The sequence below is a fragment of the Agarivorans gilvus genome, from assembly GCF_001420915.1.
GTDB classification, from domain to species: domain Bacteria; phylum Pseudomonadota; class Gammaproteobacteria; order Enterobacterales; family Celerinatantimonadaceae; genus Agarivorans; species Agarivorans gilvus.
Window position 1 is genome coordinate 3,691,668 of sequence record NZ_CP013021.1, and the last position, 12,164, is coordinate 3,703,831.

A 12,164-nucleotide genomic window follows, 5' to 3' on the forward strand; every position below is an offset into this window, starting at 1 on the left:
TCACTATAAATAGTCAATCACATTTGAGCGGGTTAGCAGGCCAGTAAGGCCTGTCATCACTGGGTGGCAACAACAGAAAAGCCAAGCTTTGATTGTTTATAAAGCCCAGATCGGTGAAAATACCCGCCAATTACGATTAACTTAACGCTGGGTGATTGTGCTAGCAGGCCAATGGCCAACTTTGCTGCATCCTCGCGTATACAAACAAGAAGAATTGATTCGATGTCTAACGCTTCACTGTTGCATGATATATCTTTTAGAAGAACCTTTGCGATTATCTCTCACCCCGATGCGGGTAAAACCACCATTACCGAAAAAGTATTGTTGTTTGGTAATGCGATTCAAAAAGCCGGCACGGTAAAGGGCCGCGGCAACGCCACCCATGCTAAATCTGACTGGATGGAAATGGAAAAAGAGCGGGGCATTTCGGTGACCACCTCGGTGATGCAATTTCCGTTTAACAATTGCGTAGTGAACCTACTCGATACTCCCGGACACGAAGACTTCTCGGAAGATACTTACCGTACCCTTACTGCGGTTGATTCTTGCTTGATGGTGATTGACGCGGCTAAAGGTGTGGAAGACCGGACTCGTAAATTGATGGAAGTGACCCGTTTGCGTGATACGCCCATCGTGACGTTTATGAACAAGTTAGACCGCGATATCCGTGACCCGATGGAAGTGATGGATGAAGTAGAAAGTGAGCTAAACATTCTCTGCGCGCCGATCACTTGGCCAATAGGCTGTGGTAAACAATTTAAAGGGGTTTACCACCTGCTAAAAGATGAAGTGATTCTTTACCAAACCGGTAAAGGCCACACCATTCAAGACTCTAAAGTCATCAAGGGCTTAGATAATCCTGAGATTGATGCCGAAGTGGGTGAGGAGCTAGCCGAAACATTGCGCGAAGAGCTGGAATTAGTGCTTGGTGCTTCTAATGAATTCGACCACGAATTGTTTTTGAAGGGCGAGTTAACGCCAGTGTATTTTGGTACTGCCTTGGGTAACTTCGGCGTAGACCATATGCTAGAAGGCTTGACCGATTGGGCTCCTGCGCCTAAGCCTCGTGCCACCGATGTGGGTGAAGTGCAAGCTACAGATGCGGCATTCTCGGGCTTTGTTTTTAAAATTCAAGCCAATATGGATCCCAAGCACCGTGACCGCATTGCTTTTATGCGGATTGTGTCTGGTGAATACAACAAGGGCATGAAAATGCGCCATGTTCGTCTCGGCAAAGACGTGAGTATTTCTGATGCGGTGACCTTTATGGCGGGCGATCGTTCGGCTGCTGAAAGCGCCATTGCTGGTGATATCATTGGTTTACACAATCACGGTACCATACAAATTGGTGATACCTTTACTCAAGGTGAAGCCATGAAGTTTACCGGCATTCCTAACTTTGCGCCGGAGCTGTTCCGCCGAATTCGCTTAAAAGATCCTCTCAAGCAAAAGCAATTGTTAAAAGGTTTGATTCAACTTTCGGAAGAGGGCGCGGTGCAGTTGTTCCGTCCGCTACGCAATAATGATTTAATCGTGGGTGCGGTCGGGGTATTGCAGTTTGATGTGGTAGTGCATCGCTTGCGTACCGAATACAAAGTGGAAGCGGTTTACGAAGGCATTAGCGTGGCTACCGCTCGTTGGTGTGCTTGTGATGATCCGAAGAAGTTAGAAGAATTTAAGAAGAAAGCTCACGATAATTTGGCCTTAGATGGTGGTGATAACCTTAGTTATTTAGCCCCTACCATGGTGAATTTAAACTTAGCAACCGAGCGTCACCCGGATGTGAAGTTTATGCAAACTCGCGAGCATTAAGCGTGTGAGCAGCGAGGCTTAAGCTTCGCTGCTGTAGCTCTTGGAGGTGAACGATGTTAAGGCAAGTTTGGCGTAAATTTTCTCGCTTAGTGGCGCGCTATGATCGCTGGCTGGCAGCCAACAGTTTAGATAAGCCTTGTCGCAGTTGTATTCCCCGTGAGCACGACAAGCCCGAGCAAAAGTAATATGGCTTGGTTTGATACTCACTGTCACCTCGATTTTCCTCCCTTTAATGATGACTTAAGTGGCCACTTGGCCAGCTTTGGCAAAGCCAATGTCGCGCATTGTGTGGTGCCGGCCGTATCGCCTGATAACTGGCAAACGGTATTGGATTTGGCCAAGTTGCCAAGTATTAGTGTGGCGCTGGGTTATCATCCTTGCTTTCTCAATAGCCAGGCCTTAGGCCAAGCAGTACAAGCCTTAGAACCAGAACTTGAGCACTTATACGAGTTGTTGAAACAAGCGCGTGGCCAAGTGTGTGCGTGGGGGGAGTGTGGTCTTGATGGGCGCTTTCCAGAGACCATGGCGCGCCAACAGTTTGCTTTTAGTTGGCAAATCGCGGCGGCGCAACAACTGTCTTTACCTTTGCTTATCCATTCGGTTCGAGTACACGACCAGCTGGCACAGTTGTTAAAACAGCAGCAGTTTACTCAAGGCGGGATTATTCATGGTTTTAGCGGTAGTTACGTGCAAGCCAGTCGCTTTGTGGATTTGGGCTTTAAGATTGGGGTTGGTGGCACCATTACTTGGCCGCGTTCAGAAAAGACCCGTAAGGCCTTAAAACGCCTACCCTTAGATGCCTTAGTATTAGAAACCGATGCGCCGGACATGCCGCTCTACCAAATGACTCAGCCGTACAATACGCCATTAAATTTAGCCATTATTTTTCAGCAGCTGGTGGCTCTGCGCAGCGAGTCCAGCGAACAGCTTGAGTCGGCACTGTGGCAAAACAGTGTTCAGGCGCTAAATTTATCGATGTGATCGGCGTTCACCGCCGCCACCGCCGCACTCACTAATTGGCTACCGCTTAAAGGCTTATCACTGCAGCCTAGGCGCATCGCTGGGGTTTGCCCTTGCTCATCGCTCAACACATAGTTAAACAGGGCTCGATTGATTTCAAACAGGGCATTCACCGAGCTGGCACTTTTAAGCTGCTTCGACATGCTTTGCTCTAGATGTTCAAAAAAGGCTTGGCAGGCCATTGGCCGAGGCAAGTTAACCGGCGTTGCTGAGGCCTGCGCCGAGGTAATACTGCAATAAGCGCCAAAGTCTGCCGGATACCAGCGATCGTTCCACCAACCTACTTTGTTACCTCCTTCGCCCATGTCGGTTTCGGTGCGCGGGTGATGATAGATGTAATACACCTCGGCTTGTTTGTGGCGAATCGCCTCCACACAAGACATTAGCGCCGCGCCGCGAATACTGCTTTCATGTTCAATATAGTGATGAAAGCGCTCTGCTTCGTGGGTAAAACCAGACAACAACTGAAAATGTGCATAAGCACATACCGAAGGCTGAATAATATGAGTGCCACGCAGGTGAGAGGTGGGCCCATAATGCAAGTCTTCAAAATGGTAGCGGTTCAGGGTGAGCTGATAGCGGCGCTTTAAGGCTTCCACTATGGGGTTATCTTGCAGTGCCGGTAAGGTGGTGGAAGGGCGCTGCTGATAATAAACCGCTTGGCTTAATTCAACCTGAGTTTGGTTGTGGGTGTGCAGCAAGACATAACCCGATTGCACCTCGTTAGAACATAAGGCCCAAATGCGTTTTTGCTCAGAAAACTCGTGCACCTTGCTCTCGGTATGCAGGGCAATAAAGTCATGTGGCAGGGCGCGTTGTTCCTGTAAGCGGCTATAAAAGCGCAAGCAATGGTAAAGCCTTTGTAATAGTTGGTAGTAAATTTTGGGGGCAATGCTTAATTGCTGCATGATTTGCTGTGGATTGTGTCCTTGGCTTAAGAAGTTAAACAACTGACACAATTGCTCGGTATTTTTAATGTGCGGTTGAGTAAATACACTTTGGCACTGTCGGCATTGATAACGCTGGCTATTGGCGCCAGTTTTGCCATAGCGTTTGACCCCCACGGTGGGCCCCAAAAAGAAGCCCGGTTCGCACTGACTACAGCCACAGGGCGCTTTGCTTAAGTGTTGCTGGGCGCGTTCTGCTACCACCAAATTTACGCTATGGCTGTCCACTAAAGGGGGGTAACTGCCACAGGCCTTGCAGTGCAGGGCGGGGTAACCTAATTGCTGGCTTTTGGCTAAATAGTCAGAGCTTTCGGTGAAGCCGAAATTAGGGCAACGACAGTTTTTGCAGCAGTTAAACTCTTGTCTAAAGGCAAATTCTTGCGGTTGGGCGGCATCTGGGTTGCTATTCACTTTAAAACTCTTTTCAACATATTTAGTAACTAGGCCTAGTGTGACTAATCTTCGACAAATATCCCGTGATTTGGCTCACGAAATAAGTGCCCCCTCCGCCTAGACTGCACGCATCAACTTAGGGGAACAGTGGCGATTTACTTGTTTAATATGATTGCCACCATCAACAGGAAGGTGCTTATGAACGAAGTCATTATTGCCTTAGTAACAGGCGCAATCGTAGGGGTGCTATTTAGTGCAATAAAATTGCCCTTACCTGCGCCACCGGTGTTATCTGGTATTGTAGGTATTGTTGGTATTTATTTAGGCGGCATGGCCTACCAACAAGTGATACAACATTTTTTCTCTTAGGTTTTTTAGCATAAGTTAACATCCAGAGAAAAGCCGTCGAAAGTTACCTATAGTTTGCACTGTATGTTTTAGATAAGTCAGTCAGCTTAATGGTAATGAGAAACTTTATCAACACATGCGGTTAACATAGTGCTAAATGGAGCTTATTAGTCGATTAGATTTGATCCAATTAGCATTTAGCCTTAGAAGCCAAGGTATGATCATGATCCGTAGAAGTCATTACACCTTGGTAAAGACGAGGCTAGACCTAAACGGATGCTGTAAGTGTAATGGAATACCAACTCTGGCTCGTTGTAGTGGTTTCTTGCTTAGTACTAAACCACTAGAGCGTTGTCGGTTTTATAAAAATATAATTAGTTAATTAGGGACACGTATGAATAATACATTAATGAGCTTGGTAGGCGTGGTTGCGCTGCTAGGGATAGCATTCTTGCTCTCCGATAAGAAAAAATCAATTAACAAACGTACCGTATTTGGCGCTTTTGCTATTCAAGCTGGCTTCGGTGCATTTGTTCTTTACATTCCGTTTGGTCAAGACGTTTTGGCAGCGGTATCTGGTGGGGTTCAGTCAGTTATCGACAGTGCTCAAGCTGGTATTGCCTTCCTATTTGGCGGCTTAGGCAGCGATGCCATGTTTGGTAATGGAGTAGGCTTTGTATTTGCCGTTCGCGTATTACCTATCATTATCTTCTTCTCTGCTTTAATCGCGGTGCTTTATTACTTAGGCATTATGCAGAAGATTATTTTGGTGATTGGTGGTGCCTTACAAAAAGTCTTAGGTACTAGCCGTCCTGAGTCTATGTCAGCTACGGCTAATATCTTTGTTGGTCAAACCGAAGCGCCTATCGTGGTGAAGCCTTTTATTCCTAAAATGAGTGAATCAGAGCTATTTGCCATTATGGTGGGTGGTTTAGCTTCAGTTGCGGGTTCTGTTCTTGCAGGCTACGCCGGCCTAGGTGTAGAGCTTAAGTATCTTATTGCAGCTTCTTTCATGGCGGCCCCTGGTGGTTTGTTAATGGCGAAAATTATTAAGCCAGAGACTAACCCTTCTCATCAAGATATGGATGCCACGCTAGCCGAAGAAGAGCGCCCATCAAATGTGATTGATGCCGCGGCTGCCGGTGCTTCAACTGGTATGCATTTAGCACTTAATGTGGGTGCAATGCTATTGGCTTTCATCGGTCTTATCGCGCTATTAAATAGCATGGTGGGTGGTATTGGTGGTTGGTTTGGTGTTGAAGGCCTAACCATTCAATTAATTCTTGGTTACATTTTTGCGCCCGTGGCGTGGATTATTGGTGTGCCTTGGGCTGAAGCGGTACAAGCGGGTAGCTTCATCGGTCAAAAACTGATTGTGAACGAGTTTGTTGCTTACATCGATTTTGTTGGCGCTCGCGAAACGCTTTCTCAACATACTCAAGTGGTGATTACTTTTGCACTATGTGGTTTTGCTAACTTGTCTTCAATTGCAATTCTACTGGGTGGTTTAGGTAGCATGGCGCCAAGTCGCCGTGGTGATATTGCCCGTTTAGGTCTTAAGGCCGTAGCCGCAGCCTCGTTAGCTAACTTAATGAGCGCCGCACTTGCTGGTTTCTTTGTCAGTCTGCTATAGCTAGTAAGGCTTCCCGCTTAAGTGCCGGGAAGCCTTAATACAGCACTATCTATTGCTGCCCTGGCAGTAGGTTTAATCTTAAAATAATTGAGGAATAGTTATGTCTCAGTCTCTTACTGCTGTGGCCCGTACAGCCCTTTCTTTAATGGACCTCACCACCTTAAATGACGACGATACGCGTGAAACGGTGGCGGCCCTTTGCAGCCAGGCTAAATCAGTTGATGGTCAAGTTGCTGCGATTTGTATTTATCCTCGTTTCATTCCTTTCGCCCGTAAGGTCTTAGCCGAGCTTGACGCCAGCGAAGTGAAAATTGCAACGGTAACTAATTTCCCGCTAGGTGAAGATGATGTAGCCCTAGCCGTTGCCGAAACCAAAGCGGCAGTGGCTTACGGTGCAGACGAAGTAGACGTAGTGTTCCCGTGGCGCGCCTTGATGGCCGGCGAAGAGCAAGTTGGTTTTGACTTGGTGCAACAATGTAAAGCGGCTTGTGGCGAGATTAAATTAAAAGTGATTATTGAAAGTGGCGAATTAAAAAGCCCTGAGCTAATCGCTAAAGCCAGTGAAATTGCGATTAAAGCTGGCGCGGACTTTATTAAAACCTCTACCGGTAAAGTGCCGGTAAATGCTACCCCAGAAGCGGCAGAAATCATGCTTAAGGCGATTGCCGAGTTTAACCCTGACTGTGGCTTTAAAGCAGCGGGTGGGGTGAAAAGTGCTGAACAAGCAAAAATTTACTTAGATCTTGCTAGCAATATTCTGGGTGATGATTGGTTAAGCCAAGTCCATTTCCGCTTTGGTGCCTCTAGCTTATTAGCGGCTTTGCAAGCCACCATTGCGGGTGACGACAAGGCCCAAGCGGGCGCCGGTTACTAAGCTTTTTTGTTGACTCATTGTTAAGGAATACTGATGTTTTTTCCTCAAGAAATCATTCGACGTAAACGTGATGGCCATGCGCTATCGGTGGCTGAAGTCCAGTTTATGGTTGATGGCATCACCACCGGCCAACTCAGTGATAGTCAGGTAGGGGCCTTTGCTATGGCGGTCTACTTTAATGGCATGACCGCCGAAGAAGCTACTGCGCTCACCTGCGCTATGCGTGATTCTGGTCAAGTACTTAGTTGGCAGCATCTTGATTTACCCGGTCCAGTAGTCGACAAGCATTCCACTGGCGGCGTAGGTGATTTAACGTCGTTGATTCTGGGGCCAATGGTGGCTGCCTGTGGCGCTCATGTACCGATGATTTCGGGGCGTGGTTTAGGTCATACCGGTGGGACTTTAGATAAGCTAGAGTCCATTCCCGGTTATTCCATTACCCCTAGCACTCAGCAATTTGAAAACATAGTAAAACAAGTGGGCATTGCTATCATCGGCCAAACCGGTGAATTGGCGCCCGCCGATAAACGCTTATATAGCATTCGAGATGTGACCGCTACGGTGGAATCGATTCCGCTGATCACCGGCTCTATTCTCAGTAAGAAACTCGCTTCTGGCCTAGGCGCTCTGGTTATGGATGTCAAAGTGGGCAGCGGTGCCTTCATGCCTGACTTCGCCCAATCAAAGGCCTTGGCGGAAAGCATTGTTACCGTGGCTAATGCCGCCGGAGTGAGATGCAGTGCGCTGCTCACTGATATGAATCAGCCGCTGGCACCGAGTGCCGGTAATGCTGTAGAAATCGCCGAAACGCTGCGTTATCTAAAAGGGGATACCTCGGCACAGCGCTTACATCACGTGACTACCGCGCTAGCCAGTGAGATGTTGTTATCTAGTGGCCTAGCCGAAAACCAACAGCAGGCCGAGCAAAAGCTGGCTGACAGCATTAGCTCTGGCGCGGCTTTAGAGCGCTTTGCCAAAATGGTCAGTGCCCTAGGTGGGCCTAGCGATTTTGTTGAGCGTAGCGAACATTACCTAGCAAAAGCCAAGGTGGTGAAGCCTGTATTGGCAAGGCACAGTGGCATGGTGAGCCAATTAGACTGTCGTGCCCTAGGCATGGCTGTAGTGGGCTTAGGTGGCGGACGAAGTGTTCCCGGAGCTGCCATTGACCACAGTGTGGGGATTAATGGACTAGTCGAAATAGGTGATCTTGTTGATAAAGGACAAGCCCTATTAACTTTGCATGCCAATGACGAAGCCTCGTGGCAGGCGGCTGCAAAACAAATTCAACAAGCGATTACTTTGGTTGAAGCCGGAGCTGATTTTATACAGCCACAGTCGGTTTATCAGCGCATTGCTGCTTGTTAAGGAGATCCTATGAAACGTGCAATTATTTTAATGCTTGATTCCTTTGGCATTGGAGCCTCTGAAGATGCCGACAAATTTGGCGATCAAGGTGCTAATACTCTGTTACATATTGCCGAGCAATGTGCCCAAGGTAAGGCCGAGCAAGGTAGAACTGGCCCGCTTAACATTCCTAATTTAAATCGCTTAGGCTTAGGGCAGGCCTGTGCTGACAGTGGCGGGGTGTTCCCGCCGGGATTGGATGCCAGCATCAAGCCCACTGGCCAATATGGCTATGCAGCGGAACTGTCTAGTGGTAAAGATACTCCTAGTGGACACTGGGAAATCGCTGGTGTACCGGTCTTATTTGACTGGGGCTACTTCAGTGAAACGGAGAATAGCTTTCCCCAAAGCCTACTAGATGAATTAGTGAAACGTGCCGACTTGCCTGGTTATTTAGGCAACTGTCATGCCTCGGGCACGGAAGTGTTAGAGCGCCTTGGCGAAAAGCACATGGCCACTGGTAAACCGATTTTTTATACCTCTGCCGACAGTGTTTTTCAGATCGCCGCACATGAAGAAAGCTTTGGTTTAGAGCGCTTACTAAAACTGTGTGAGATAGCCCGTGAATTGGTCGACCCTTACAACATTGGCCGAGTGATTGCCCGTCCGTTTGTGGGTAACAGCGCTAAGGATTTTGCCCGCACCGGTAACCGCCGCGATCTATCGGTCTTGCCGCCTGCGCCAACCCTACTTGACCGCATGGCCGAGGCTGGTGGCGAAGTAGTGAGTATCGGTAAAATTGCTGATATTTATGCGCAGCAAGGGATTACTCGTAAGGTGAAAGCAACCGGCTTGGAAGGTTTGTTTGATTTAACCTTGAGCGAAATGGATCGCCAAGTGGACAATAGCATCATCTTCACCAACTTCGTTGATTTTGACTCATCTTATGGGCATCGACGTGATGTGTCGGGTTACGCGGCAGCGCTTGAGTACTTTGACCAACGCCTGCCTGAATTACTGGCCAAGCTTAGTGATGATGACATCGTTATTCTTACTGCCGATCATGGTTGTGATCCTACTTGGCCTGGGACTGATCATACCCGCGAACATATTCCGGTGATTTTCTACGGTAAAAAACTGGCGGCTAAAAACGTGGGTAAGCGCGATACCTTTGCCGATATTGGCCAAACCATTGCCGATTACCTGAAGTTGCCAGCGCTAGAATACGGCAGCAGCTTTTTATAACAACTTAGATTAGTCGCACAGGGAGTGCGACTGCAAATTATTGATTAGGAGAATTTATGGCTACCCCTCATATTAATGCTAAACTGGGTGATTTTGCGGAAACCGTGTTATTTCCTGGCGACCCACTACGTGCCAAGTACATTGCAGAAACCTTTTTAGAAGACGTTGTAGAAGTGACCAGTGTACGTAATATGCTTGGTTTTACTGGTACATATAAAGGTAAACGCGTTTCGGTAATGGGTTCTGGTATGGGCATCCCCAGCTGCTCTATTTATGCCCACGAGTTGTATACTCAGTATGGCGTTGAGAATATTATTCGTGTTGGTAGTGCCGGTGCTGTAAGTAACGATATTAAGCTACGTGATGTAGTGATTGGTATGGGTGCTTGTACTGATTCAAAAGTGAACCGAGTTCGTTTTAAAGGCCATGACTTTGCCGCGATTGCTAACTATGACTTATTACGTGCTGCAGTGGATAGCGCCAAAGCGCAGGGCATCGACGCTAAAGTGGGTAACATTTTCTCGGCCGATCTGTTTTATTCGCCTGAACCAGATATGTTTGATGTAATGGAAAAACACAACGTTTATGCGGTAGAAATGGAAGCTGCTGGCCTTTATGGGGTGGCGGCTGAGTGTGGTAAAGCCGCTTTATGTGTGGTGACCATTTCTGACCATATTCGCACTGGAGAAAAAACCACTGCTGAAGAGCGTCAAACCACCTTCAACGATATGATTACTCTCACTCTTGAGTCACTGCTTTAGTCTTTGGCTTGCTCACTTCTGGCGGCAATGTCTGCCAGAAGCTGTTTCGCTTGTTTAGCCTTCTTACGCTGCGCCCGTGCATTAATATTAAATAACGCCGCTAAATGACGTTTGCGCGATAAGACTCGGGTGAATAGAAAACCAATACAGATCGACACCAAGAACATCATCATCATTTTTGATTGGCTGTGGCTAATGTAGGTATTGGCTTCGGCGAGTAAAGTGGTGTGCTCTAGGGTGATCCGTAAAAAGCCCAAGGTTTCGCCTTGTTCCCCTCGGATTTCAGCCACGTAGGGGCGTCTTCCTAGCCCCTCGATTGGCGTGTGGCTGGCTCCTGCCAGAGGCAGCAATCGAGTGAGCGGTAGCGCCAGTTGCGAGCTTGCAATACGCAAGCCTTGGTTGTCGTAAATCGAGGCGTCTCTCACGAAATGCTCTTTAACTAGTGCATTAACCAGTTGCCCTAACTCTTGGGCGTCGTCTTGGTCCATGTAAGAAGCAGCATTTAAAGCCGCTAGCGAGCTGAGTGAGCGGGCCAGCTTCTCGGTTTGGTTTTCAATTAACTGCTCACCACTGTGCTTTAAATCTAGATAATAGAAAAACACCCAAATACAGCACAAAATGGCGAGTATAAACTGGCTGAATTGAATGATTCGATAGCGTCTAACAGCGGATTTGGCCACACACACACCTCTTTTTTCTTTGCAAAGCCATTGTAGGTGCTTGCCAAACCAAAAAGCAATACGCTATCTTGATGCGCCGCAACTTTCTAGAACAAGGATTTAGTTTGGATTCTCCACATCACCTCGACAGCCTACCGCAATCTCTTAGTCAGTGGTCTTTAGCTTTAAAGACTTATCCCTATCAGCTATGTGCTGAGCAGGGTTTAGTGGCTGGCCAAGCCGCCTTAACCGGTGCTTATGTGCTAGCTTGGGCTAAGGATTTATTACTCGAAGATTTCATTAAGCTGACTCAAGCCATCCAGCAACAGCCAATACAATTGTGTGGGGTGCTTCCGGCGGCGGGAAATATCTGTGTTTTATTGCAAAGTGCTGGCGATAGCGCTTGGTGCAAACAGCAGCTAGAGCAGGCTCAGTTGAGCTTTGACGCTGTAGCCTTGGCAAGCTTGCCAGATTTAAGCCAAGCGGGCGTGGTATTGATGGACATGGATTCCACCACGATTCAAATCGAATGTATTGATGAAATTGCCGCTTTAGCCAATGTGGGAGAAGAAGTCAGCGCCGTTACTGCCGCGGCGATGCGTGGTGAACTGGACTTTGAGCAAAGCTTACGCACCCGCGTGAGTAAGCTAAAAGGAGCGCCAGAAAGTATTTTGCAACAAGTGGCCGACAACATGCCCTTAATGCCCGGTTTAGCTTGTTTAATATCGACCATTCATGATGCAGGTTGGAAGGTGGCGATTGCTTCCGGTGGTTTTACTTATTTTGCCGAGCGCCTGCAACAGGACTTAGGTTTTGATTATGTGCAAGCCAATGTATTAGAGATTGAGCAGCAGAGCTTAACCGGCCAAGTATTGGGCGGGGTGGTGGATGCACAGGTTAAAGCAGACATCTTGGCGCAGTTAAAGCAACGTTATGGTGCCACTCAAACCATGGCGATTGGCGATGGGGCCAATGACTTAAAAATGCTGGCTGCCGCCGATTTTGGTGTGGCTATTCACGCCAAACCCTTAGTGCAACAGCAAGCTCAACTGGCGATTAAGCACAGCGACTTAGATGGCGTCGTGTGTATTTTGCTAGCCGCTAGAATGATTGCGGCGTAAGCCTTTG

The 12,164-nt window shown here is 47.8% G+C and carries 12 protein-coding genes; 10 read left to right on the plus strand and 2 right to left on the minus strand.

Annotated elements, in window-relative coordinates; genetic code table 11:
- The first annotated feature begins 222 nt into the window (after positions 1-222).
- Genes prfC through AR383_RS17535 form a run of 3 tightly spaced genes read left to right on the plus strand, consistent with a single transcriptional unit; the run spans position 223 to position 2,793 of the window.
- Entirely contained in the window at positions 223-1,812 is a 1,590-nt protein-coding gene (prfC, locus tag AR383_RS17530; RefSeq protein WP_055734300.1) for a peptide chain release factor 3, read from the plus strand.
- A gap of 53 nt (positions 1,813-1,865) precedes the next feature.
- Positions 1,866-1,997: a hypothetical protein gene (locus tag AR383_RS22485; protein ID WP_257720927.1), complete on the plus strand. Its 132-nt coding sequence runs from the start codon at positions 1,866-1,868 to the stop codon at positions 1,995-1,997.
- 1 nt (position 1,998) lies between these two features.
- A complete protein-coding gene (locus AR383_RS17535) occupies positions 1,999-2,793 on the plus strand; it encodes a TatD family hydrolase (RefSeq protein ID WP_055734301.1) in 795 nt (264 codons plus the stop codon).
- On the opposite strand, the gene AR383_RS17540 is transcribed toward AR383_RS17535, so the two are convergent.
- Positions 2,769-4,190 (minus strand): hypothetical protein, encoded by a 1,422-nt coding sequence (locus AR383_RS17540; RefSeq protein WP_055734302.1) that lies wholly within the window; start codon positions 4,188-4,190, stop codon positions 2,769-2,771. The genes AR383_RS17535 and AR383_RS17540 overlap by 25 nt on opposite strands.
- A 180-nt stretch (positions 4,191-4,370) precedes the next feature.
- Between AR383_RS17540 and AR383_RS17545 the strand changes: the two genes are divergently transcribed.
- The 6 genes from AR383_RS17545 (at position 4,371) to deoD (ending at position 10,377) form a co-directional block, all read left to right on the plus strand.
- Positions 4,371-4,541 carry a XapX domain-containing protein gene (locus tag AR383_RS17545; protein ID WP_055735082.1) on the plus strand — a complete coding sequence of 57 codons (171 nt, stop codon included), beginning with the start codon at positions 4,371-4,373 and terminating at the stop codon, positions 4,539-4,541.
- 373 nt (positions 4,542-4,914) lie between these two features.
- Positions 4,915-6,153, plus strand: coding sequence for a NupC/NupG family nucleoside CNT transporter (locus AR383_RS17550; RefSeq protein ID WP_055734303.1), 1,239 nt, complete (start codon positions 4,915-4,917; stop codon positions 6,151-6,153).
- 100 nt (positions 6,154-6,253) lie between these two features.
- A complete protein-coding gene (deoC, locus tag AR383_RS17555) occupies positions 6,254-7,027 on the plus strand; it encodes a deoxyribose-phosphate aldolase (protein WP_055734304.1) in 774 nt (257 codons plus the stop codon).
- A gap of 33 nt (positions 7,028-7,060) precedes the next feature.
- The gene (deoA, locus tag AR383_RS17560; RefSeq protein ID WP_055734305.1) at positions 7,061-8,392 is read left to right on the plus strand and encodes a thymidine phosphorylase; all 1,332 of its coding nucleotides are present in this window, start codon (positions 7,061-7,063) and stop codon (positions 8,390-8,392) included.
- Positions 8,393-8,401: 9 nt separating this feature from the next.
- Positions 8,402-9,616 carry a phosphopentomutase gene (locus AR383_RS17565; protein WP_055734306.1) on the plus strand — a complete coding sequence of 405 codons (1,215 nt, stop codon included), beginning with the start codon at positions 8,402-8,404 and terminating at the stop codon, positions 9,614-9,616.
- A gap of 56 nt (positions 9,617-9,672) precedes the next feature.
- Complete coding sequence (gene deoD, locus AR383_RS17570; protein WP_055734307.1) at positions 9,673-10,377, plus strand: purine-nucleoside phosphorylase; 705 nt, start codon at positions 9,673-9,675, stop codon at positions 10,375-10,377.
- Here deoD and AR383_RS17575 read toward each other — a convergent pair.
- The gene (locus AR383_RS17575; protein ID WP_055734308.1) at positions 10,374-11,057 is read right to left on the minus strand and encodes a YtjB family periplasmic protein; all 684 of its coding nucleotides are present in this window, start codon (positions 11,055-11,057) and stop codon (positions 10,374-10,376) included. The two genes, deoD and AR383_RS17575, sit on opposite strands and share 4 nt — an antisense overlap.
- 104 nt (positions 11,058-11,161) lie before the next feature.
- Between AR383_RS17575 and serB the strand changes: the two genes are divergently transcribed.
- Positions 11,162-12,157, plus strand: coding sequence for a phosphoserine phosphatase SerB (gene serB / locus AR383_RS17580; protein ID WP_229711160.1), 996 nt, complete (start codon positions 11,162-11,164; stop codon positions 12,155-12,157).
- Positions 12,158-12,164 lie beyond the last annotated feature (7 nt).

Excerpts from the sequence above, each read along its gene's own strand:
- deoA (WP_055734305.1), top strand. The coding sequence starts at position 7,061 with ATGTTTTTTCCTCAAGAAATCATTCGACGTAAACGTGATGGCCATGCG.
- deoC (WP_055734304.1), top strand. The coding sequence starts at position 6,254 with ATGTCTCAGTCTCTTACTGCTGTGGCCCGTACAGCCCTTTCTTTAATG.
- AR383_RS17535 (WP_055734301.1), top strand. The coding sequence starts at position 1,999 with ATGGCTTGGTTTGATACTCACTGTCACCTCGATTTTCCTCCCTTTAAT.
- deoD (WP_055734307.1), top strand. The coding sequence starts at position 9,673 with ATGGCTACCCCTCATATTAATGCTAAACTGGGTGATTTTGCGGAAACC.
- AR383_RS22485 (WP_257720927.1), top strand. The coding sequence starts at position 1,866 with ATGTTAAGGCAAGTTTGGCGTAAATTTTCTCGCTTAGTGGCGCGCTAT.
- AR383_RS17565 (WP_055734306.1), top strand. The coding sequence starts at position 8,402 with ATGAAACGTGCAATTATTTTAATGCTTGATTCCTTTGGCATTGGAGCC.
- prfC (WP_055734300.1), top strand. The coding sequence starts at position 223 with ATGTCTAACGCTTCACTGTTGCATGATATATCTTTTAGAAGAACCTTT.
- AR383_RS17545 (WP_055735082.1), top strand. The coding sequence starts at position 4,371 with ATGAACGAAGTCATTATTGCCTTAGTAACAGGCGCAATCGTAGGGGTG.
- AR383_RS17550 (WP_055734303.1), top strand. The coding sequence starts at position 4,915 with ATGAATAATACATTAATGAGCTTGGTAGGCGTGGTTGCGCTGCTAGGG.